At 43.6% G+C, this 21,482-nt stretch carries 22 protein-coding genes; 5 read left to right on the top strand and 17 right to left on the bottom strand.

Features of this window, described 5'->3' with window-relative positions; all coding sequences use genetic code 11:
• Positions 1-9: 9 nt before the first annotated feature.
• The 11 genes from rpsC to rpsL all read right to left on the bottom strand — a co-directional run bounded on the left by rpsC (position 10) and on the right by rpsL (position 7,364).
• Complete coding sequence (gene rpsC / locus DB398_RS07535) at positions 10-729, bottom strand: 30S ribosomal protein S3 (RefSeq protein WP_108423769.1); 720 nt, start codon at positions 727-729, stop codon at positions 10-12.
• 10 nt (positions 730-739) lie between these two features.
• Positions 740-1,147: a 50S ribosomal protein L22 gene (rplV, locus tag DB398_RS07540; RefSeq protein WP_108423770.1), complete on the bottom strand. Its 408-nt coding sequence runs from the start codon at positions 1,145-1,147 to the stop codon at positions 740-742.
• 7 nt (positions 1,148-1,154) lie between these two features.
• Entirely contained in the window at positions 1,155-1,433 is a 279-nt protein-coding gene (gene rpsS / locus DB398_RS07545; protein ID WP_108423771.1) for a 30S ribosomal protein S19, read from the bottom strand.
• 12 nt (positions 1,434-1,445) lie between these two features.
• The gene (rplB, locus tag DB398_RS07550) at positions 1,446-2,270 is read right to left on the bottom strand and encodes a 50S ribosomal protein L2 (protein WP_108423772.1); all 825 of its coding nucleotides are present in this window, start codon (positions 2,268-2,270) and stop codon (positions 1,446-1,448) included.
• Positions 2,271-2,279: 9 nt separating this feature from the next.
• The gene (gene rplW, locus DB398_RS07555) at positions 2,280-2,570 is read right to left on the bottom strand and encodes a 50S ribosomal protein L23 (protein WP_072881232.1); all 291 of its coding nucleotides are present in this window, start codon (positions 2,568-2,570) and stop codon (positions 2,280-2,282) included.
• Between the two features lie 7 nt (positions 2,571-2,577).
• Positions 2,578-3,207 carry a 50S ribosomal protein L4 gene (gene rplD / locus DB398_RS07560; protein ID WP_108423773.1) on the bottom strand — a complete coding sequence of 210 codons (630 nt, stop codon included), beginning with the start codon at positions 3,205-3,207 and terminating at the stop codon, positions 2,578-2,580.
• Positions 3,207-3,830 carry a 50S ribosomal protein L3 gene (gene rplC, locus DB398_RS07565; RefSeq protein WP_108423774.1) on the bottom strand — a complete coding sequence of 208 codons (624 nt, stop codon included), beginning with the start codon at positions 3,828-3,830 and terminating at the stop codon, positions 3,207-3,209. Before rplC ends, rplD begins: the two co-directional genes overlap by 1 nt.
• Positions 3,831-4,040: 210 nt before the next feature.
• Positions 4,041-4,346: a 30S ribosomal protein S10 gene (gene rpsJ, locus DB398_RS07575; protein ID WP_010519396.1), complete on the bottom strand. Its 306-nt coding sequence runs from the start codon at positions 4,344-4,346 to the stop codon at positions 4,041-4,043.
• 12 nt (positions 4,347-4,358) lie between these two features.
• Positions 4,359-6,485: an elongation factor G gene (fusA, locus tag DB398_RS07580; RefSeq protein WP_108423776.1), complete on the bottom strand. Its 2,127-nt coding sequence runs from the start codon at positions 6,483-6,485 to the stop codon at positions 4,359-4,361.
• Positions 6,486-6,493: 8 nt separating this feature from the next.
• Positions 6,494-6,970, bottom strand: a complete 477-nt coding sequence (gene rpsG / locus DB398_RS07585; protein ID WP_072881223.1) for a 30S ribosomal protein S7 — start codon at positions 6,968-6,970, stop codon at positions 6,494-6,496.
• 19 nt (positions 6,971-6,989) lie between these two features.
• Positions 6,990-7,364, bottom strand: coding sequence for a 30S ribosomal protein S12 (rpsL, locus tag DB398_RS07590; protein WP_013305196.1), 375 nt, complete (start codon positions 7,362-7,364; stop codon positions 6,990-6,992).
• 516 nt (positions 7,365-7,880) lie between these two features.
• On the opposite strand from rpsL, the gene DB398_RS07595 reads away from it, so the two are divergent.
• The 4 genes from DB398_RS07595 to rlmB all read left to right on the top strand — a co-directional run bounded on the left by DB398_RS07595 (position 7,881) and on the right by rlmB (position 14,455).
• Positions 7,881-11,087, top strand: coding sequence for a SusC/RagA family TonB-linked outer membrane protein (locus DB398_RS07595; RefSeq protein ID WP_108423777.1), 3,207 nt, complete (start codon positions 7,881-7,883; stop codon positions 11,085-11,087).
• 11 nt (positions 11,088-11,098) lie between these two features.
• The gene (locus tag DB398_RS07600) at positions 11,099-12,517 is read left to right on the top strand and encodes a SusD/RagB family nutrient-binding outer membrane lipoprotein (protein WP_108423778.1); all 1,419 of its coding nucleotides are present in this window, start codon (positions 11,099-11,101) and stop codon (positions 12,515-12,517) included.
• A gap of 18 nt (positions 12,518-12,535) precedes the next feature.
• The gene (locus tag DB398_RS07605; protein ID WP_108423779.1) at positions 12,536-13,411 is read left to right on the top strand and encodes a DUF1735 domain-containing protein; all 876 of its coding nucleotides are present in this window, start codon (positions 12,536-12,538) and stop codon (positions 13,409-13,411) included.
• Positions 13,412-13,723: 312 nt separating this feature from the next.
• On the top strand, positions 13,724-14,455 hold the full coding sequence (gene rlmB / locus DB398_RS07610) for a 23S rRNA (guanosine(2251)-2'-O)-methyltransferase RlmB (RefSeq protein WP_108423780.1): 732 nt from the start codon (positions 13,724-13,726) through the stop codon (positions 14,453-14,455).
• A 2-nt stretch (positions 14,456-14,457) separates the two neighbouring features.
• Here the strand turns inward: rlmB and DB398_RS07615 are convergent, their stop codons facing one another.
• The gene (locus DB398_RS07615) at positions 14,458-15,183 is read right to left on the bottom strand and encodes a rhomboid family intramembrane serine protease (protein ID WP_108423781.1); all 726 of its coding nucleotides are present in this window, start codon (positions 15,181-15,183) and stop codon (positions 14,458-14,460) included.
• Between the two features lie 120 nt (positions 15,184-15,303).
• Here DB398_RS07615 and DB398_RS07620 point away from each other — a divergent pair, with 120 nt between their 5' ends.
• Positions 15,304-16,581, top strand: coding sequence for a replication-associated recombination protein A (locus DB398_RS07620; protein WP_108423782.1), 1,278 nt, complete (start codon positions 15,304-15,306; stop codon positions 16,579-16,581).
• Here DB398_RS07620 and DB398_RS07625 read toward each other — a convergent pair.
• The 5 genes from DB398_RS07625 to DB398_RS07645 are packed head-to-tail and all read right to left on the bottom strand — an operon-like array spanning position 16,578 to position 21,480.
• Positions 16,578-17,426 (bottom strand): hypothetical protein, encoded by an 849-nt coding sequence (locus DB398_RS07625; RefSeq protein ID WP_108423783.1) that lies wholly within the window; start codon positions 17,424-17,426, stop codon positions 16,578-16,580. The genes DB398_RS07620 and DB398_RS07625 overlap by 4 nt on opposite strands.
• A gap of 12 nt (positions 17,427-17,438) precedes the next feature.
• Positions 17,439-18,896 (bottom strand): DUF5723 family protein, encoded by a 1,458-nt coding sequence (locus DB398_RS07630; protein ID WP_108423784.1) that lies wholly within the window; start codon positions 18,894-18,896, stop codon positions 17,439-17,441.
• The gene (locus DB398_RS07635; protein ID WP_108423857.1) at positions 18,893-19,444 is read right to left on the bottom strand and encodes a hypothetical protein; all 552 of its coding nucleotides are present in this window, start codon (positions 19,442-19,444) and stop codon (positions 18,893-18,895) included. The genes DB398_RS07630 and DB398_RS07635 overlap by 4 nt, the downstream gene beginning before the upstream one ends.
• A gap of 58 nt (positions 19,445-19,502) precedes the next feature.
• Positions 19,503-20,192, bottom strand: coding sequence for a YjjG family noncanonical pyrimidine nucleotidase (locus DB398_RS07640; protein WP_108423785.1), 690 nt, complete (start codon positions 20,190-20,192; stop codon positions 19,503-19,505).
• Positions 20,185-21,480 carry a polysaccharide deacetylase family protein gene (locus DB398_RS07645; protein WP_108423786.1) on the bottom strand — a complete coding sequence of 432 codons (1,296 nt, stop codon included), beginning with the start codon at positions 21,478-21,480 and terminating at the stop codon, positions 20,185-20,187. Before DB398_RS07645 ends, DB398_RS07640 begins: the two co-directional genes overlap by 8 nt.
• Positions 21,481-21,482: the final 2 nt, after the last annotated feature.

A 21,482-nucleotide genomic window follows, 5' to 3' on the forward strand; every position in this document is an offset into this window, starting at 1 on the left:
TTTATCTTATTACTTTCTACGGCGTGGTTTTTTGCCACCTTCTTGTTTACCGCCTTTTGTTCCTTGAGCCTTGGACAATCCTACCAATGGGGAAAGTTCTCTTTTTCCATAGACCTCTCCTTTCATGATCCACACTTTGATTCCCAATCTACCATAGGTAGTGTGGGCTTCCTGTAGTGAGTAATCCACATCGGCACGGAAAGTGGACAATGGAATCCTTCCTTCTTTGTAGGACTCGGAACGCGCCATCTCGGCACCGTTCAAACGTCCTGAGATTTGGATCTTGATTCCTTCGGCATTCATACGGATTGCAGCTGCAATCGCCATTTTGATGGCTCTTCTGTATGAAATCCTGCTCTCGATCTGTCTTGCCACACTGGCAGCGACCAAATTGGCATCAAGCTCCGGTCTCTTTATTTCATGGATATTGATCTGGACCTCTTTGTTGGTGATCTTCTTAAGCTCTTCCTTAAGTTTATCCACCTCTTGCCCACCTTTACCGATGATGATACCAGGTCTTGCCGTGGTAATGGTAATGGTGATCAGCTTCAAAGTCCTTTCAATGATCACTCTGGACACGCTGGCCTTGGCCAAACGCGCATGAACGTACTTTCTTATTTTATCATCCTCAGCCAGCTTATCGCCGTAATCGTTTCCTCCGTACCAGTTGGATTCCCATCCTCTGATAATTCCTAAGCGATTTCCTATTGGATTGGTCTTCTGTCCCATATTCTATTTTCTAGCTTTGAACGTTGTTATTGGATTCCACGATCATGGTCACATGGTTGGAACGTTTTCTGATTCTATGGGCCCTTCCTTGGGGAGCGGGTCTCAAACGTTTCAACATGGTTCCTCCATCCACTCGGATTTCCTTGATATAAAGATCCGCATCCTCGATGCTGGCGTCCTCATTCTTGGCTTCCCAGTTGGCGATGGCGGAAAGCAACAGCTTTTCCAGTTTCCTGGATGCCTCCTTAGAGTTGAACCTTAGAATGGCCAATGCCAATTCCACTTGTTTTCCCCTTACCAAGTCAGCTACCAAACGCATCTTTCTTGGAGATGTAGGGCAATTGTTAAGCTTTGCAATAGCAAGTTGCTTTTTTTCTTCCTTTAACCTTTCGGCCATTTGTCTTTTACGAACTCCCATAGCTTACTTACTTTTTACCTTTGTTTTTGGCTCCTGCGTGACCTCGGAAAGATCGCGTAGGTGAAAATTCTCCAAGCTTGTGTCCTACCATGTTCTCAGTAACATAAACCGGAACGAATTGTTTTCCGTTGTGTACCGCGATGGTCTGTCCCACAAAATCCGGGGTTATCATAGAGGCCCTAGACCATGTTTTGATAACTGTTTTCTTACCTGATTCTATATTAACCTGGACTTTCTTCTCCAAGCTATGATGAACGTATGGTCCTTTTTTTAATGAACGTGCCATTTCCTTTTTCTTTTATTTCTTTCTACGTTCGATGATATATCTATTGGTATCCTTGGTCTTGGAACGGGTCCTGTAACCTTTTGCAGGAATACCGTTTCTAGATCTTGGGTGACCTCCGGAAGCCCTTCCTTCACCACCACCCATTGGGTGATCGACAGGGTTCATGGCTACTGGTCTTGTTCTTGGTCTTCTACCCAACCATCTGCTTCTACCAGCTTTACCAGACACCAACAATTGGTGGTCGGAGTTGGAAACCGCTCCGATGGTGGCCAAACAAGTAGCCAAGATCATACGGGTCTCTCCAGAAGGAAGCTTAATGGTAACGAATTTACCGTCCTTCGCCATCAACTGGGCAAAAGTACCGGCACTACGCGCCATAATGGCTCCTTGACCTGGTCGAAGTTCAATACAGGAAATAATGGTACCCAATGGAATCTCACCCAAAGGCAAGGCATTTCCAATTTCGGGGGCAGAACCGGTACCAGAAGTTATCTTTTGGTCCACTTGCATCCCGTTTTGGGCAATCACATATCTTTTCTCACCATCAGCATATTCCACCAAGGCGATGAATGCAGTTCTGTTGGGATCGTACTGGATAGAGGCCACTGTGGCATCCACTCCCTGTTTGTCCCTTTTGAAATCGATAATACGATATCTTCTTTTATGACCTCCACCTCTATGGCGCATGGTCATTTTTCCTTGACTGTTCCTACCACCTGTCTTTTTTAACGGAGCAAGCAAGCTTTTCTCCGGCTTATCAGTAGTGATCGCGTCAAATCCGTTCACTACTCTAAAACGCTGACCAGGGGTTATCGGTTTTAATTTTCTAACTGACATTTCTCGTCTTTATAGATTACTGTAAAAATCAATGATATCTCCTTCAGCAACATCTACGATCGCTTTTTTCATGGCATTGGTCTTACCATGCTGGATACCTGTTTTTGTATAGCGGCTCTTACGTGTAGGACCATAGTTCATAGTCCTCACTTTTTCCACTGAAACACCATAAGTAGCCTCTACTGCTTCCTTGATTTCCAACTTGTTGGCCTTAGGCTCAACATAGAAACCATAGCGATTGAAAAGCTCGCTGTCAGCAGTCATTTTTTCCGTAATGATCGGTTTTATCAACACACTCATGATGCTCTTATTTCTTTAGATTCGATTCAATTCCTTCCAAAGCACTCTCTGTCAATACTAGACTCTTAGCGTTAACTATATTGTAAGTATTTAATTGTGAGCTAGTTACAACTTCGGAACGTTCCAAATTACGCGACGACAAATATACGTTATTATTTGTATCACCCAACACTATCAGGGACTTTTTATTGTCGATGCCCAAAGAAGTAAGGAAAGCAACAAAATCCTTGGTCTTAGGCGCTTCGAAGTTGAAGTCTTCCACAACCACCAAAGCGTTCTCCTTGGACTTGAGGCTAAGGGCAGATTTTCTGGCCAAACGCTTAAGCCCTTTGTTCAGTTTCTGGGTGTAGTCTTTTGGCCTAGGACCGAAGATTCTACCACCACCTCTGAAAACTGGGGATTTGATGCTACCAGCCCTTGCGGTACCGGTACCTTTTTGCTTTTTGATCTTACGTGTACTACCTGCAATCTCGGCCCTTTCCTTGGCTTTGTGCGTACCTTGTCTTTGATGGGCCAAATATTGCTTCACATCCAAATAGATGGCATGCTGATTGGGCTCTATCGCAAAAACGTCGTCAGAAAGGTCTACCTTTCTTCCGGTTTCTTTTCCGTTGATATCTAAAACTGCTACCTTCATTATTCCCACCTTTGAATAGTTACATATGCATTTTTGTGGCCAGGCACACATCCTTTTACAACCAAAAGGTTTTTCTCTGGGACCACTTTCAACACTCTCAAGTTTTGGACCGTTACTCGATCACCACCCATTCTACCGGCCATTTTCATTCCTTTGAAAACGCGGGCAGGATAGGATGCGGCACCGATGGAACCGGGAGCCCTCAACCTGTTGTGCTGACCGTGGGTCGCTTGACCTACCCCACCAAAACCATGGCGTTTAACAACACCTTGGAATCCTTTTCCTTTGGATGTGCCGACAACGTCAACAAACTCACCCTCCATGAAAATATCGACACCAACGGTATCGCCCAATTTGTATTCTCCTTCAAATCCTTGGAATTCGATGACTTTTTTCTTGGGAGAAGCACCTGCTTTTTTAAAGTGACCTGTTTCGGCCTTGTTAGCACGTTTTTCTGCCTTGTCATCGAAACCTAGTTGAAGGGCACTGTACCCGTCCACCTCTTCGGTTCTGACTTGGGTAACCACGCATGGTCCAGCTTCAAGAACGGTACATGGAATGTTCTTTCCATTCTCGTCGAAGATGCTGGTCATACCGATTTTTTTACCTATTAACCCAGACATATTTATTAATTATTAATTGATTACTCTTTTTATTTGCGCCAATTTCTCGGCAAAAAAATTGGGTCAAGAAAAGAATTCTGCTCTGACCCAGATTTTTTTCTTTCTCCGTTTTTCCCTGACCATCGTCAGAGACATGTACTTTGTAAGTCTTAAGTGTTAAGTTGAAAGCTATAATCACTTCACAACCTAAAACTCAATACTTAAAATTTATCAGACCTTGATCTCAACCTCAACACCACTGGGAAGCTCAAGCTTCATAAGGGCGTCGATGGTCTTTGATGAAGAGCTATAGATATCCAACAATCTCTTGTAAGAGCTCAGTTCGAACTGCTCCCTTGATTTTTTGTTCACGTGAGGTGAACGCAAAACGGTGAATATCTTCTTGTTGGTGGGCAACGGAATGGGTCCGGTTACCACAGCACCAGTTGTCTTTACTGTTTTCACGATCTTCTCAGCAGATTTGTCCACCAAATTGTGATCGTAAGACTTCAATTTTATTCTGATTTTTTGACTCATCTTGCTGAATTATTAAGCGGTTACTCCTTTAGCTGCTTTGATTACTTCCTCTGCAATATTGGAAGGAGTTTCTGCATAGTGTGAAAATTCCATGGTGGATGTTGCCCTACCTGAAGACAAGGTCCTCAACGAGGTCACATATCCGAACATTTCTGAAAGGGGAACCTCAGCTTTGATCACCTTGGCACCGGCCCTATCGTCCATGTTGTTCACTTGACCCCTTCTACGGTTCAAGTCACCCACGATATCACCCATGTTTTCCTCAGGCGTAAGAACCTCCAATTTCATGATAGGCTCCATCAACACCGCCCTAGCTGCTCTGGCCGCAACTTTGTAACCAAGTCTTGCTGCCAATTCGAACGACAATGAATCGGAATCCACAGGGTGAAAAGAACCATCCTTAAGGGTAATCTTCATACTGTCCATCTCAAATCCAGCCAAAGGTCCGTTCTTCATAGCTTCCCTGAAACCTTTTTCAACAGCAGGAACATATTCCTTAGGAATGTTACCACCTTTGATTTCATTGGAGAACTCAAGACCCACTTTTCCTTCTTCAGCAGGCTCCATGGAGAATACGATATCCGCAAACTTACCACGCCCACCGGTCTGTTTCTTATAAACCTCCCTGTGATCTGCCTTGGCAGTAAGGGCCTCTTTGTATTCCACTTGAGGTTGACCTTGGTTCACCTCTACTTTGAACTCACGACGAAGACGATCGACGATGATATCCAAGTGAAGCTCACCCATACCTGAAATGATGGTCTGTCCTGAAGCTTCGTCAGTTTTCACCTGGAAGGTTGGATCCTCTTCAGCCAATTTGGCCAAAGCCATACCCATTTTATCTACGTCAGCTTTTGTTTTGGGCTCAACAGCAATACCGATTACGGGATCGGGGAACTGCATGCTCTCCAATACGATCGGGTGCTTTTCATCAGAAAGGGTGTCACCCGTTTTGATGTCCTTGAACCCAACAGCAGCACCAATGTCACCTGCCTCGATAAACTCAATGGCATTTTGCTTGTTGGCGTGCATTTGATAGATCCTAGAGATACGCTCCTTGTTTCCTGAACGGTTGTTCAAGATATAAGAACCTGCATCCAAACGACCTGAGTATGCCCTGAAGAATGCCAAACGTCCCACAAACGGGTCAGTGGCAATCTTGAACGCCAAAGCTGCAAATGGCTCTTTGGGGTCCGGTCTTCTTTTTTCTTCTTTTTCCGTATCTGGATTGGTACCAATGATGGCCTCTTTATCCATTGGAGAAGGCAAGTAACGGCAAACAGCGTCCAAAAGGAACTGAACACCTTTGTTCTTGAAGGATGAACCACAGATCATCGGGATGATGGCCCTGTCCATAACAGCAGCACGCAAAGCGGCATGCACTTCCTCCTCGGTGATGGAATCTTCATCCTCGAAGAATTTCTCCATCAAGTTTTCATCATATTCAGCAACAGCCTCGATCAAAGCCGCCCTATATTCCTTCACCTCATCCTGCATATCTGCCGGGATGTCGATAACGTCAAATGTTGAACCGAAGTTGTCATCGTGCCACACAATGGCCCTGTTCTTCACCAAGTCAACGATCCCTTTAAAGTCAGCCTCGTCACCGATCGGCAATACGATCGGCACGGAGTTGGAACCCAACATTTCACGAACCTGTTTGCACACGTTCAAGAAATTGGAACCTTGACGGTCCATTTTGTTCACAAATCCAATACGTGGCACTTTATAGTTATCGGCCAACCTCCAGTTGGTTTCGGACTGTGGCTCAACACCATCAACGGCACTGAACAAGAATACCAATCCATCCAACACACGAAGGGAACGGTTTACCTCAACGGTAAAGTCAACGTGCCCGGGAGTATCGATGATATTAAAATGGTATCCTTTGGTATCAGGTGTAGGTTGTGCGTTTTCCAAAGGAAACTGCCAAGTACAGGTTGTAGCGGCAGAGGTAATGGTGATACCACGCTCCTGCTCCTGCTCCATCCAGTCCATAGTGGCCGCACCATCGTGCACCTCACCTATTTTATGACTCACACCTGTATAGAAAAGAATACGTTCTGTAGTAGTTGTTTTCCCAGCATCGATGTGAGCTGCAATACCTATATTCCTTGTATATTTTAAATCTCTTCCCATTGTACTGATTAGAATCTAAAGTGTGAGAATGCTTTATTGGCCTCGGCCATTTTGTGTGTATCTACTCTTTTCTTCACTGCCGCGCCTTCTTCTTTGGCTGCAGCCAAAATCTCAGAAGCCAATTTTTGGGCCATGGATTTCTCATTACGCTTTCTAGAGTAATTGATCAACCACTTCATGGCAGTGGATATCTTTCTGTCAGGACGGATCTGCATCGGAATCTGGAAGGTAGCACCTCCAACTCTTCTACTGCGAACCTCAACGTGGGGCATTACATTGGAAAGGGCATCTTTCCATAGCTCCAAAGCTGTTTTTTCCTCGTCCGTTTTCTTCTCGTCAACGATATCGATCGCATCATAGAAAATCTTGAATGCAATCGACTTTTTACCATCCCACATCATCATGTTCACAAAACGTGTCACAAGCTGATCGTTAAATCTTGGGTCTGGCAACAATGGTCTTTTCTTTGCCTGCTTTTTTCTCATCGCTTCTTCTTAAAGTTGATTACTTTTTAGGACGCTTAGCACCATACTTCGAGCGACGCTGTGTTCTACCGGCAACACCGGCAGTATCCAACGCACCGCGAACGATATGGTATCGAACACCAGGCAAATCCTTTACTCTTCCGCCCCTTACCAATACTATCGAGTGCTCTTGGAGGTTGTGACCTTCACCAGGGATGTAAGCGTTCACCTCTTTACCGTTGGTCAACCTTACCCTTGCAACTTTACGCATTGCAGAGTTTGGTTTCTTCGGTGTAGTGGTGTACACACGCGTACAAACCCCTCTTCGTTGAGGACACGAATCCAAAGCAGCCGATTTACTCTTCTTGGTAATCGTGGCCCTTCCTTTTCGTACTAATTGTGAAATTGTTGGCATTAAATTTCTTTTAAAAACTGAATAACCCTCATTTTGAGGGCTGCAAATGTAGTGATATTTCGGAATAATTCAAATCCTAACCAGTTAATTTTGACGGAACAGGAAAAAAAATATTCGGACCGACCTATATATCCATCCCATCGAAACATTCAACCCTGTTTTTTTACTATATATATATATATATATATATATATTAAAGGTATAACAGAAGGATTGATTTTGGTTTATGTTAAATTTAACTTAACAAGAATTAGAAGCAAATCTTCAAGAATGAACACCTAAAATTCATGCATTAAACAAAAAAATGAACCTTAACACCCTTTTTAGTGGGGCTATAGATACATATTTACATTTAAATTAACATCACCCCCTAAAAATTACAAAGTCAATAATCAATATCAAACATTTTGAGCTTATTGCATTTAGCTAAACTTTCTTAAATATTTTGTAAAATTAGTTTGGATTATTAACATGAAATTATGACTTTAGCCATCAGCTAATTCAAATAATTTAACAATGAGAACAAAACTTAATGGATTGTTAACGCTATTATTGGCGTTTATTGTGCAAATATCCTTTGCACAGGACAAAACGATCACGGGTACTGTCACGGATGCCAATGGCCTCCCGCTACCCGGGGTCAATATTGTTGTTGAAGGGACCTCCACTGGTACCCAAACAGATTTTGACGGAAACTATGTCATCAGTGCAAGTCAAGGTCAAATATTGCTCTATACTTATATAGGGCAAAAAACAGCGAAAAGAACTGTTGGCTCCACAAATGTGGTCAATGTTCAAATGGAAGAGGACACTCAAGCTCTGGATGAGGTCGTTGTCACCGCAGTAGGTATTAGCAGAAGTGAAAAACAACTGGGCTACAATGTACAAACTGTAAAAGCAGAGGCCATTGCCTCCAAACCTAATGCTGACTTGGTCAACTCTTTATCTGGTACTACGTCTGGTGTACAGATTGTGAATTCCTCAGGAGAAGCAGGAGCTTCAACTTTCATCACAATAAGGGGTTCCGCATCTATCACAGGTAACAACCAGCCTTTGTATGTAGTCAATGGTATGCCCATTCAAAGTGGAGGCGGAAATAGTGGTGTTGGGGGAGTAAATACATCCAACAGGTCTATTGATATCAACCCTGATGATATTGAATCCATCTCCATATTGAAAGGTGGTGCCGCCACGGCTCTTTATGGTGTACGTGCAGCCAATGGCGCCGTCATCATCACAACCAAGAGCGGTAAAAACCTATCCCAACGAAAAATTGAACTACACACTTCCATCGGCTTTGACAAAATAACCCAAGTGCCCGCCATGCAAAAAACCTTTGCACAAGGAAACAATGGTTCATGGGCGTCTGGAAATCAATTCACTTGGGGGCCTAAAATAGCAGATTTGGAATATGACGGAGACCCAACTTACATGTGGGACCCTAAAGGAAGATTAGTCCCTGTAGGTACTGGAAATGGCACTCCTGCTGAGTATTATGACCCTTACGACTTTTTTCAAACAGGAATAAACACCAATAACAGATTCAGCATTGCCAACGGGAACGAACAAGGCAACTACTATTTTTCCCTATCTAATCTAGAACAAGAAGGTGTTATCCCCAACAATGAATTCGGTAGAACAACACTGCGCTTGAACGCCACCACTAAAATATCAGATAAAATCACTTTTGGAGCTGATATGGCCTATACAAATTCACGCGCCACACAGATTCAAAAAGGTTCCAACGTTTCGGGTATCATGCTTGGTCTAGTCCGTACAGCATCAACTTTTGACAACAGTGCCGGTTATGAGTTCCCTGACGGCACACAAAGGAACTATAGGAATGGAGGAGGGTATGACAACCCATATTGGACTGCAAACAACATTGCCTTTGAAGAAGATGTTAATCGTTTTGTTGGAAACATTAACTTCAATATCGAGGTGGCAGATTACTTCAACATTAGCTACAATGGTGGTGTAGACTGGTACAATAGGAGATATACCGACAAATTCAAAATTGGATCAAGGGCTCAGCCTACAGGATACTTAGGAGAGTATCAAAACTATAGTGGGATTTTCAATTCTGACTTGTTGTTCAACTTTAACACTGATGTTTCCGACTCTTTCAATGTTCAGTTTACTGTAGGTAACAACTTGTACAAAACATTCAACCGTTTCCTTTTTGGAGATGCAACCGGACTGGAGATACCTGATTTTTATCAATTGAGCAATTCCAGCAACAATACTACAAGCACAGGTGAATCCAGCTATCGTACCATAGCCGTTTTTGGTGACTTACAGCTATCTTTCTGGGATATGCTTTTCCTTGGATTTACCGGTCGTAATGATTGGTCAACAACAATGCCACAACAAAACCAATCAGCTTTTTATCCTTCGGCCAGCTTAGGCTTTGTATTCACAGAATTGGAAGGACTTAAAAACAATTCCATCCTAAGCTATGGTAAATTAAGAGCTTCAGCTGCTCGTACTGCAAACATTGCAGGCCCATACAACACCTCTAATTATTTCTCTGCCGCTGGTACTGCTGATGGCTGGACAAATGGAGTGAACTTTCCATACCAAGGACAAACAGGTTTTGCAGTGCAAAATGGCCTAGGTAACCCCAACCTAAAACACGAAACCCAGGATACTTGGGAAGTTGGTGTCGACCTAAGGTTCCTAAACAATAGAATTGGTCTTGACTTCACTTATTTTGAAAACATAAACAAAGACCTGTTGATGTCTGTTCCAATCGCACCTTCTTCCGGTTTCACCTCTGTGTTCCAAAATGCAGCTAGCATGGAATCTAAAGGTATAGAGATCAGTTTGAATGCTACACCAATAAAAACAAATGATTTTTCATGGGATTTCTTGGCCAACTTCACACAGTTCACCAATGTCGTGACCGGTCTTGCAGATGGCGTAGATAACGTATTCTTGGGTGGTTTTACAGTACCACAGGTAAGAGCTGTTGTAGGCGCTGAATATCGAAGCATCTTTGGTTTTGACTGGTATAGAGATGCAAGTGGAAATGTATTGATTAACGACGATCCGTCTGACAGCTACAGAGATGGCTATCCAATGCCAGATGAGAGAGAGATGGTTCCCATTGGCGATTTTAATCCAGACTGGACTGCAAACATGACAAACAATATACGCTTTAAAAATGCATCTCTCTCCTTTTTGATTGATGTCAAAAAAGGTGGTATGATGTACAATGGAACCGCTTTCGCCATGAATTACTTTGGTACTTCAAAAGCGACAGAAAACAGAGAGGTATACTACACCCCCGAAGGTGCCATTGATTACTCCCAAACCCCCGCAGAAAACATAAAAGTGTTTGATGGGGTATATGGACATGTGGATTCTGATGGCAACCCTGTATCTTCTGGGGTAACCAATGTCACTCCCGTTGTTGAGGATGAAGCTTGGTTCAAAGGATTCGGAAGTAACTTTGGTGGCGGTCCTTCAGTGGCTGCAATGGAACCTGCCGATTGGGTAAGACTTAGAGACGTAACATTGGCCTATGACTTCCCTGAAATCATGAAGGGTATCGATAATCTCCAAATTTACGTTTCTGGTAGAAATTTGTGGATAGACACACCATACAAAGGTGTAGATCCTGAAACAAGTCTTAATGGGGCCTCAAATGCCCAAGGGATGGATTATTTTAACAGCCCTGGGATAAAATCCTATTTGATGGGCGTAAAACTCACATTTTAAATCTCTCCCCTATGAAACTTATTATAAGCAATATAATCATGAAAAGGAATAATATAAAAAATATAGCAAGAACTCTTTTGTTCTGTTCCCTTATTGTATTTCTTGCAGGATGCGAAAGAAATACAGATTGGATAGACGAAGGATTGAATGTCGACCCGGATTCTCCAGCCGATGTGCCAATGAAATTATTGTTACCTGCCATTCAACAAGAAATGGGATATAATCTAGTTGGAAACAATACGGCAAGGACCAACAATATATGGACCCAACACTTTGACGGGGTTTCTAGGCAAGCATATACTGAAGCTAGGTACCAATTAACCCCTGCTGACGTAAATAACGTATGGGGCTCAATTTATGCCTCAATGCTGATCAACTCTCAGTTGATTATTGAGAAATCAAAAACAGAAGGACAAGAGTCCCCTCATTATGCTGGCGTTGCTCAAGTACTTCAGGCAACCACCCTTGGCATAACTACTGACCTTTTTGGGGACATCCCTTATTCTGAGGCTTTAAAAGGTTCAGAGAATATCTTGAGGCCAATATATGATTCCCAGGAGTCTATTTACAACAATATTTTCGCTTTGTTGGATGACGCCTTGACCAATTTAAACAGCCCTACCAACGTTCTTGATGTAGAAGGAGATGTCTGTTTTGGAGGAGATATTGACAATTGGATAAAAGCCGCCAATTCAATAAAGGCTCGACACTACCTACAATTATCAAATCAATTGGGCAATCAGGCCTATACATTGGCACTAGCGGCTCTCCAAAACGGTTTCACATCCAATGCCGATGATTTTCTAGTTCCTTTTGAAGATGCCAACAGAAACCCACTGTTCCAATTCATGGAACAAAGGACAGATATTCGTATGGCATCAACATTTGTAGACCTTCTTATAGCTAGTGATGACCCTAGGCTACCATTCTATGTTGCAGAAAATGGTGATGGAGAATTTGTTGGAAGTGTCATTGGAAGTCAGAATGAGTCCGCTTCATGGCCTGGTGATTATATAGCAGGTCCATCTGCATCAGTTCCCATGATGACCTATTCCGAACTTAAATTCATTGAAGCAGAAGCTAGGTTTGTACTAGGACAGGCTGGCGCGCAAGAGGCATATGAAGATGCTGTTGCCGCTTCAGTTCTTAGAGTTACTGGTGAAGCCAACACTGCTTGGTTGGATGCAAACATTAATGGTGACCCAGTTACCCTTGAAAAAATTATCCAACAAAAATATATAGATGGTGTTGCAACAAACCAACCTTATGCCGATTGGAGAAGAACTGGGCTACCTGTTATAGCATTGCATCCTGATGCTGTCATTTCCAATATCCCAACAAGATTCCCCTATGCTCAGTCAGAAATTGACAACAACAGGGAAAATGTGCCTTCTGTCACGATTTCGGATAAACTTTGGTGGGATCAATAAAATATTAAAAAGACTATTATGAAAAAAAATATAAACAAAATAGGAGTATTGAGTTTATTCTCTTGCTTACTCCTCTTCATTTCATGTGATTGGGATGAGAGCAATTATGACAGTCTAACTAAAGAGTTAGACCCAAATGCCACCTATTACATCCAATTTAAAGATGCATCTCAAACTTTGGAATCAGGTTTTGATCCGTCAGGAGAAATCATTGATATCGAGTCCACAATAACAGTGGTATTGTTGGGTACACCCCGTGCACAAGATATATCAGTTGACCTTAGCCTTGACCCTGCAAGTACAATCGAGGCTTCAATGTATGAGATAGGAACAACATCTTTGACCATACCAGCAGGTGAAACGTCTGCCTCAACCACATTCAGAACCATTACTGAAAATATGGTAGAGGAGGAATTGGTCACCTTTATTTTAAATATCGATATGGGTGAAAACAATGCAACTTCTGGAACTACGCTCAACTACGAGCTAACAAGATTGGCTCCATGTCGTCCAGTACCCGGGACCTACACCATTGAGATGGCGGATTCTTATGGTGATGGATGGCAAACTGATGGAGGCAATGGAGGTAATGGCATTACCATAGATCTTGATGGCAATATCATCGAAGTAGGTCTCTGCTCACCTTATGAGGGTAGCGACTATGATTGCACCGGTTTTGATACTGTATTCGATTCTGATGTTCTAGACTGGACCAGTGGTACAGCTACATTTGAAATCCCCGAGGGAACCCAATCCGCCAAATGGTTCTTCCCTGGAGATGCTTATGGTGAAATTTCATTTAAAGTATATGGTCCAGAAGGCGAACTACTATACAGTGTAAGCACTGGAGAAGGCGTTGCCGGGCAATTACCTATCGAAAATTGTATATTATAATGATTTAGTTTTCTTACAAGAATTAAGTTTATTTTATTTCAAAGCTTTAAGGGACGGTGCTGAATATTCAGCACCGTCCTTTTTCGTACAACAAACCTTAAAAAATATTCATGGCTTCTATAGAAGTAATAGGTACCATAGTAAAAGGAAAGGTGGCATGTAAGTTCAATAGTGAAGGATTCTTTTGGAGAGCACATCACTATGCAAAAGACGATTCGGCAATTCTAGCTTTAGATTTATAAATTGATATTACATTTATAAAAGAAGCTATAAAAAGTTTTTTTAGATATTTGCAGACTTTATAAAAATGAGATGAGCGACCAAATCTACGGAATCAGAGCTATACTGGAGGCCATCAGTGCCGAACAACCCATCAATAAAATATTCCTTCAAAAGGGACTTAAGGGAGAGCTGTTCAAAGAACTGGAAACCTCTATTCGAAAAAATGGCATCAGTGCATCCTATGTGCCCATTGAGAAATTGAATCGCCTTACCCGCAACAACCATCAAGGGGTTGTGGCCCAGATTTCCCCAGTTTCCTTCAAAGATTTTGAACAACTTGTGGAAGAGGTCATTACCAAAGAAAAAAGTCCACTTCTTCTGCTCTTGGACCAAGTATCCGATGTCCGGAATTTTGGCGCCATCATCCGGACCGCCGAATGTTGTGGCGTACACGGCATCATTGTTCCAAAAAATGGAGCTGCGCCCATAACGAACGATACCGTAAAAACTTCTGCCGGGGCAGCTTTCAATGTCCCGATTGCCAAGGTAGACCACCTAAAGGATGCCGTGTTCTATTTGCAATCATCAGGGATATCCGTTACCGCGGCCACTGAAAAAACCGAAGATGAAATTTATGCCGTGGATTTTGACCAACCTTCGGCCATCATTATGGGGTCCGAAGAAAAAGGGATCTCCCCTTCCATCCTCGGTATTGTGGACCAAAAGGCAAAATTGCCCCTTTTGGGCAAAATAGGCTCATTGAACGTATCCGTGGCATGTGGGGTATTCCTATACGAAGTGGTCAGGCAACGAAGAAAATAGCGTCACTCCTTTTTATCCGGTCGATAGTGGTACCTGACCTCCATTATATCCTCCCCTTCTTCTTCCCGATTCTCTATGAAATTACCATTCTCATCAAAATGTTTGAGGAAAGGATCGTTGTCCTCACTATAATCTTCCCGCTCCCATTCATACTTTCTTTCCAAGGGCAGTTTGACCTTAATGGCCAATGCAAGCAATAACCCAGTAGCAAAACCTGCCAGATGTCCTTCCCATGAAATATCCTCTTTGATGGGGAAAATATACCAGATCATACTCCCATAAATGAAAACGACCACCAAAGAAAGGGCAACCAATCTGTAGTGCTTGGCAAAGATGCCCTTAAAAAATATAAAACTGGACAGTACGTAGATAAGTCCACTTGCGCCGATATGGTAAGATGGTCTGCCTATCAACCAAGTGATGAGGCCCGAAAGTACTACCCCCAACAACAAGACCCTAAAGGCTGTTTCGCGATAAAAATAGAACAGAAAAGACGATAGCACCGCCAAGGGAACCGTATTGTTATAAAGATGCTCCACCGACCCATGGATAAACGGACCCAACACTACACCCTTCAACCCAGAAACAGTTCTTGGGTATATGCCATATTCGTTCAGGTTGATGCCAAAGCGCACCTCCGCCCAAAACACGGTCCATATGGCCAGCACCGCCAAAAGAGGTGCCAGCACTACACTTTGGGAAAACTTATAAGGTTTGGACAATTCCATGGTTACTTCATTGCAATTATGTTACCAGAACCTTGAAAATACACAAATTGTCATATTCCTGAACATTAGATCGGAAAAGGAGGTCAAAATCACCATCAAAATTGTCTTATTTTTACACCTATGAATGAACCTTTGGCAGAACGGATACGCCCAAAAACACTGGAAGATTATATCAGCCAGCAACATTTGGTGGGCGAACATGGCGCATTGACCACTCAAATCAAAAATGGGGTCATTCCTTCTTTGATATTTTGGGGGCCTCCGGGAACCGGAAAGACCACCTTGGCAAACATCATTGCCACGGAAAGTCAAAGACCGTTCTACACCCTCAGCGCTATAAGCAGCGGTGTAAAGGATGTAAGGGAAGTCATTGACAAGGCCAAACAAAGTGGGGGCCTGTTCACCTCAAAAAATCCGATCCTTTTTATTGATGAGATCCATCGGTTCAGCAAATCCCAACAAGATTCCCTGCTGGGTGCCGTGGAAAAGGGATGGGTGACATTGATAGGTGCCACCACCGAAAATCCCAGCTTTGAAGTGATTCCCGCATTGCTGTCCAGGTGTCAGGTCTATGTCCTGAACCCTTTTGGCAAAGAGGACCTCGTGGCTTTGTTGGAAAGGGCCATCAAAACGGACAATGCTCTCAAAAACAAAAAAATATCCCTGAAAGAAACTGAGGCACTCCTGCGTTTGTCCGGCGGCGATGGCAGAAAACTGCTCAACATCTTTGAACTCATCATCAACTCGGAAGCCAGCGAGAGTATCACCATCACCAATGATCTAGTCCTTAGTAAAGTCCAAAAGAACACCGTACTTTATGACAAGACTGGGGAACAACATTATGATATCATTTCAGCATTCATCAAATCGGTCAGGGGAAGTGACCCCAATGCTGCGGTCTATTGGCTGGCCCGAATGATTGAAGGTGGCGAGGATGTGAAGTTCATTGCCCGCCGAATGATCATTTTGGCATCGGAGGACATAGGAAATGCCAACCCCACGGCACTGGTCATGGCCAATGCCACTTTTGAGGCCGTAAACATTATTGGATACCCGGAAGCGAGGATCATTTTGGGACAATGTGCCACTTATCTGGCCAGCTCACCAAAGAGCAACTCCAGTTACATGGCCATCAATGAAGCCCTACAAATGGTAAAGCAGACCGGAGACCTATCCGTCCCCATGGCCATTCGGAACGCCCCAACAAAGTTGATGAAGGACCTTGGCTATGGCAAAGGCTATGCATATGCCCATGACCACGAGAACAATTTTGCAGAATTTGAGTTCCTGCCCGATGAGATTTCGGGCACCACTTTTTACAAACCCGGAAACAACCCTAGGGAAAAGGGCATGAGGGATTTTTTAAAAAGTAGATGGAAGGACAAATATGATTTTTAGAACTTGATGTCGAGCTCCATCATTTTTTTCTCCCCATTATCGGAATATTCCAGAACCCACTTTTCGTCCTTTTTGAAAACCACGGCACTGTTTCCTGCATAATTTGTCAAGAAAACATTCTCCATAGAGGTCTCACCCAACTTCAATACAATTTTTGGGGTGCTGTCCACCAATTGATAGCCATTCTCAATCGGCTGCGCATAGAGCACGCCTGATGGCACTTGGACCTGAGGCTCGGAGGCAGTTGTGGGTCTTTGAATAGTGGAAGGACGTGGTTCCACGCTCTTATAGGTCTGTTCTTCCAAAGTGGCCTTTTGCTCCACAACATATTCCTTGGGCTTTTCCTCCAACGTTTTCACATCGTCCTTAAAGCTGATCGTCAAGGGCTTATCCTGTGAAACGACTTCCTGGGTCTTGGGCTCATACTGATAGTTCATCGTGGAGAAAGAAGCAAAGGCACGTTCCAAGGCCTCTTTGTAAGCGGCATCAAACTCTTTGGTCTTGCTCTTTCCCTCTTCAGTCCTGAACACTTCAACATTCTGGCAGTTCTTCAAGGTAAGGTGCAGTTTTGTGGAAAACATGGAAGAATTGTCCAAAAGGTCGGCCATAAGCCCCAAACACCTATTGGCCGCCAAGTCCGCCGGAAGGGCATCGTCATATACCGCCGTAAAACCATTTTCGCCAAAAAAATGTTTGACCAAGGTACTGGTCTGATATTGGTTCTCCGATTTAAAACTTCCAAACTTTTTGGGCACAATGATATATTTGTACTCATTCAATTGTGCACTTACGGAATAATTCAGCCCTAGGGCAAACAACAAAATATATAGCAATTTCGATTTCATGGTAACAATAACTCAATTATTGTTCCAAGATATGATATTAAATCCGAACTGTAAAGAAGCGTAGTGACTATCGGCTATGTTCCCGTAGCTTAAAACGTTGTCTCCCAGTACATAAAAATTTACAGGACCGGCCTGTAAATTCAACCCAAGACCGATGTTGGTGAAAGAATACTTATCCACAGTGTAGGTCGTCTTCAATGACAGTGTCCTTCCCAATCTTTTTTGATAGAATCCGGTCAGTGCAGCCTGAATGCCCCTTGGCCTTTTGATCATATAGAGCTGTCCCCCTACACTGTTCCTGTAGAAATCGCTATTGGAGCCGCCGCCTGTGTTTATGGCACAACCGCAGTTCTCTGACCAGCTTCTCCCTCCTTCCCCAAAATCATATCGAATGGAGCCATATGCCTTTACCGGTCTTAACGAAATATAGCCGGACTGGTTTTCCCCATGGGGCAGTGCCTCATCAATTTCATCCACAAGATCTTGCCAAAGGTCGTTGTTCACATTGTCGATATCCTCGGGTAGAAAAACCGTGATTCCCTCGGTACTTGTGGCACCCTCAAAGGTGTAGTTCCAGACATCGTTGGAATTATAGATGAACCCCACATCCAAAATACTTCCCGTTATGGAGGTCTGCGGATTCAACTGATGGGTAAACCCGGCATCGAAGCCCAGTCCCAAGCTTCCCCCGAGCAACACACGTTCCGTGAACAGGCTGGTCAGGTCCTTTCTGGTGGTTCCGGTATCCGCATCAATGATATCATAAAATCCTTTCACACCGGAAGTCTGCAATTGCATGTCGGCCACGATGATACTGTTGTACATATTGTTCTGTCCCTCCACGGTTCGGAAAGAGCCTGAATTTTTGATGGACTGGAACTGGAAAATGCTGGAATATAATTTTGCCCTGGCCCCAATGGTCAGGGTATTGCTGACTTTCCTATTGATGCCAAAATGGAACACATTCACCATCTCACCCCTTAAGCTCAAATCACCCAGGTCAAAACTCCTACCGATATTGTTCCCACCATTGCCCTCAAAAGCCAAAAGGGCCAAATCTTTGGGCCAGTAACTTATGATGTCCATTTCACCGTACATCCCGAAGGAATAGTAGTCATCTGGTCTATTCTTGCCCCGAAAACCAATATTGAACCCATCTATCTGACTCGTGGAACCAAAATCGTCCCTTCGGGTCATCACATCCAAAACACGCTCCTGTACCTTTGTGGTAAAATCCACCCCATCATTGGCAAAAAGGTCATTCACGGTGACCCCACTGGTCGAAGCTTGAAAAAACAGGCCCGATAGTACTGGGACCCCAACATGCCAGCGCTGCGAGGTCTTCATTCCCGGGTTGAGCATCAACGCCTGTGGGATTTCATTGAAATCGTAGAGCAATTGTCTATTTTGGGCATGAATGGAAGAAATCCCAAAAACAGCTATAAGTATAGTTTTGAGGAATCCTCTCATTTCAAACGGAATATAAATTCTGCGGCGGAACTCAACGAAATCTTGGGTTCCGGATGTGTAGATGTACTAGTGGCATCGCCCAAATTCCTACCCGTGACCCTAAAACTTGACGTATTGGTAAGAATGGAAAGGCTGAGACCTCCCGGGCCGTAAGTAACCTCCCGGGTAAACGTTTCCGTAGGGTTGGCTTCCACCGTAAATGTTTCTTGATATATGGGAGTTCCTGACTCATCCAAAAAATCGATGCTGATATCCGCTCGTTTGCTGGTCGTGTTCTCAATTTCGTAGATGATCACCCCTTCCAGTAAACGCTCTGCCACATAGGCTTCGTTGAATGCGTCAAAATTTACGGTTTGGGCATAGAATGTGCCAAACCCCCCAGCTGAATTGATGGTCTCCTCATCCGATTCCAAATAAAAAATACCTGAGGCCAGTGTTGGTGTCACACTGAGATCATCGATTTGGCTGAAATCCTGTTCTTCCGTACACGAAGAAAGCATCAAAATGAAGATTGAGGCAAAAAGCACCTGGAAAAACAATTTTTTCATAGCCAAAAGCATTTTCAAGAGTAGTGCAAAAGGGGTATGCCGTTCTTACTATATAACTCTATAAAATGCTTTTTATTTCAATAAGATCGTAGATAGTTTTGCAAACATCATGGCTGGCTTCATTATTGGAATTGAAGTGTACCACCTGCATTCCCATGGCCTTGGCCCCCAAAATATCCGCCTCCAGATTGTCCCCCACCATAAGCGTGTGCCTTGGTTCAACTTTGGCCCTACTCAGGGCCAGCTCAAAAATGTAGGGATCGGGTTTCTTTACCCCGGCCATTTCAGAATTGATGATCTGATCAAAGTAATGATGGATATTGCTCCCCTTGAGCTTACGTTCCTGCACTTTCTCAAACCCATTGGTAATGATGTGCAATCGGTATTTTGGGAAAAGGTATTCCAATACTTCGACAGTGTTGGGCAAAAGGTGTACGAACGAGGGCAAATGTTCTATGTATTCATGGGACAAGGCATGGATGGTCTCATCCGTGACCGACTCTTTCAAGGTGTCAAAAGTGCGCCGTAAACGTTGGTAGCGGAGTTCCGATTGGGAAATGCCATTTTCACGGTACAGTTTCCACATCTCAAGGTTGATCGGGGAATAGGTTTCCAAAAAACCACTCAGATCTACATTCACACGGTTACTTTCCAAAATTTTGGCAAAGGTGAGTGCCGAATTCCTTTCAAAGTCCCACAAAGTATGGTCAAGGTCAAAGAAAATGTCCGTTACCTTATGATCAAACATAGTACCGCTTTAAAAAAGATTGATAGAGCTCCATCCAGTCCAAGTGTTGCTTGCCGCCCAACAGTTCGTTGGAGAACACCACAATGAAATCCCCTTTCACCTGCTTGACCATGCGGTACATCTTATCCATTTTTTCGAAGATCTCCTCCTTGTCACGGTAGTTCAACAAGGCATAATCGTGTACGGCAAAAGGATGCACCCTGAGCGGTTGCTTCACTTCCATATTGATGTCATAAAAATGAAAGGGCGTGCAGGTCCCTGCCCTGAAACCGACTTCGTGGGTATAGCCCATGGAAAAATCGTCCGTAAACTCTGTTTCCACCAAATTACGATAGGTGGCGGGAACATTCACCCTATTGTACCGAAGCCTGGAGTAGGTAATGGGCCTGTTGATCAGATTGCCCAATTGATTTTTCTCTTGCTTCAACACGGTTTTGTCCGTAGACGACAAAAATGAGGTGCTGAGCGATACCTCACTGTAATCCGCCACTGATTTTATCAGATACCTGAACTTGTTATGGTTTGTGGAGACATTCTTATCATGGGCCGAATGTTTGGCAAACTGAAAGAAGAACATGGTCTTTATGGGAAACTTTTTGTGGATTTCGATAAGTTCATAAAAATTGTCAAACGGGTCTTTCTTCAAGCCCAACAGGACTGAGAAACGGTCCAGGACACTGCGAAACTTAAAATTCCCAAGGTCGATGAAAAAGCCCCCAAGGGTCCTGGCCAAACCTCGCATGGCAAAGGCATGCGAAGTGGTGACGTTGATGATGGACGTGAATCGATATGATTTTTCCTTGTGCTCAATATCGGGGAAACGTTGTTGGAGCGCATCCAAAAGTTTAAGAGCCCATAGATCCACCACGGGCAGTTCCAAAAAGTTGTTCTGGTAGGCAATGCTCTCCTTGACCGGAAACCGACCTACGCTGTCCTTCACATGGGGAAGGTATTCCTCATAACGGCTCAGAAGAAAAAAACTTGCCGAAAAAATATCGAAGGGTAACGTGCTCTTGTCCCCTGCAGAGAAAAAACAGGGCACGCCTTCCCAGTCCATCACCTTAATATCCAAATCATTGATACCTTGTTCAAACAAGAGGTCATTGCTTCGTATAAAAAATTCATTTTGCAGGGGCTGCTTGGAATAGGTCATCTTGGGACCGGTATGCTTGATAAAATCCTCTACCCTGGTGGTAAAGGTGATTTCCATCCCCAATATTTTTTCAAATAGCTGCCTTGCCGTGTAGGTGAGCCTGTTCGTGATCTTATGGGTGAATATCAGCAACATGG

It is taken from the genome of Flagellimonas amoyensis (genome assembly GCF_003058265.1).
GTDB classification, from domain to species: domain Bacteria; phylum Bacteroidota; class Bacteroidia; order Flavobacteriales; family Flavobacteriaceae; genus Flagellimonas; species Flagellimonas amoyensis.

Excerpts from the sequence above, each read along its gene's own strand:
- fusA (WP_108423776.1), bottom strand. The coding sequence starts at position 6,485 with ATGGGAAGAGATTTAAAATATACAAGGAATATAGGTATTGCAGCTCAC.
- rpsJ (WP_010519396.1), bottom strand. The coding sequence starts at position 4,346 with ATGAGTCAAAAAATCAGAATAAAATTGAAGTCTTACGATCACAATTTG.
- rpsS (WP_108423771.1), bottom strand. The coding sequence starts at position 1,433 with ATGGCACGTTCATTAAAAAAAGGACCATACGTTCATCATAGCTTGGAG.
- rpsG (WP_072881223.1), bottom strand. The coding sequence starts at position 6,970 with ATGAGAAAAAAGCAGGCAAAGAAAAGACCATTGTTGCCAGACCCAAGA.
- rplW (WP_072881232.1), bottom strand. The coding sequence starts at position 2,570 with ATGAGTGTGTTGATAAAACCGATCATTACGGAAAAAATGACTGCTGAC.
- rplC (WP_108423774.1), bottom strand. The coding sequence starts at position 3,830 with ATGTCTGGGTTAATAGGTAAAAAAATCGGTATGACCAGCATCTTCGAC.
- DB398_RS07625 (WP_108423783.1), bottom strand. The coding sequence starts at position 17,426 with ATGAAATCGAAATTGCTATATATTTTGTTGTTTGCCCTAGGGCTGAAT.
- rplD (WP_108423773.1), bottom strand. The coding sequence starts at position 3,207 with ATGAAGGTAGCAGTTTTAGATATCAACGGAAAAGAAACCGGAAGAAAG.
- DB398_RS07595 (WP_108423777.1), top strand. The coding sequence starts at position 7,881 with ATGAGAACAAAACTTAATGGATTGTTAACGCTATTATTGGCGTTTATT.
- DB398_RS07630 (WP_108423784.1), bottom strand. The coding sequence starts at position 18,896 with ATGAGAGGATTCCTCAAAACTATACTTATAGCTGTTTTTGGGATTTCT.
- rpsC (WP_108423769.1), bottom strand. The coding sequence starts at position 729 with ATGGGACAGAAGACCAATCCAATAGGAAATCGCTTAGGAATTATCAGA.
- DB398_RS07640 (WP_108423785.1), bottom strand. The coding sequence starts at position 20,192 with ATGTTTGATCATAAGGTAACGGACATTTTCTTTGACCTTGACCATACT.
- rplB (WP_108423772.1), bottom strand. The coding sequence starts at position 2,270 with ATGTCAGTTAGAAAATTAAAACCGATAACCCCTGGTCAGCGTTTTAGA.
- DB398_RS07605 (WP_108423779.1), top strand. The coding sequence starts at position 12,536 with ATGAAAAAAAATATAAACAAAATAGGAGTATTGAGTTTATTCTCTTGC.
- rpsL (WP_013305196.1), bottom strand. The coding sequence starts at position 7,364 with ATGCCAACAATTTCACAATTAGTACGAAAAGGAAGGGCCACGATTACC.
- DB398_RS07615 (WP_108423781.1), bottom strand. The coding sequence starts at position 15,183 with ATGGAATTGTCCAAACCTTATAAGTTTTCCCAAAGTGTAGTGCTGGCA.
- DB398_RS07600 (WP_108423778.1), top strand. The coding sequence starts at position 11,099 with ATGAAACTTATTATAAGCAATATAATCATGAAAAGGAATAATATAAAA.
- rplV (WP_108423770.1), bottom strand. The coding sequence starts at position 1,147 with ATGGGAGTTCGTAAAAGACAAATGGCCGAAAGGTTAAAGGAAGAAAAA.
- rlmB (WP_108423780.1), top strand. The coding sequence starts at position 13,724 with ATGAGCGACCAAATCTACGGAATCAGAGCTATACTGGAGGCCATCAGT.
- DB398_RS07635 (WP_108423857.1), bottom strand. The coding sequence starts at position 19,444 with ATGAAAAAATTGTTTTTCCAGGTGCTTTTTGCCTCAATCTTCATTTTG.
- DB398_RS07645 (WP_108423786.1), bottom strand. The coding sequence starts at position 21,480 with ATGTTGCTGATATTCACCCATAAGATCACGAACAGGCTCACCTACACG.
- DB398_RS07620 (WP_108423782.1), top strand. The coding sequence starts at position 15,304 with ATGAATGAACCTTTGGCAGAACGGATACGCCCAAAAACACTGGAAGAT.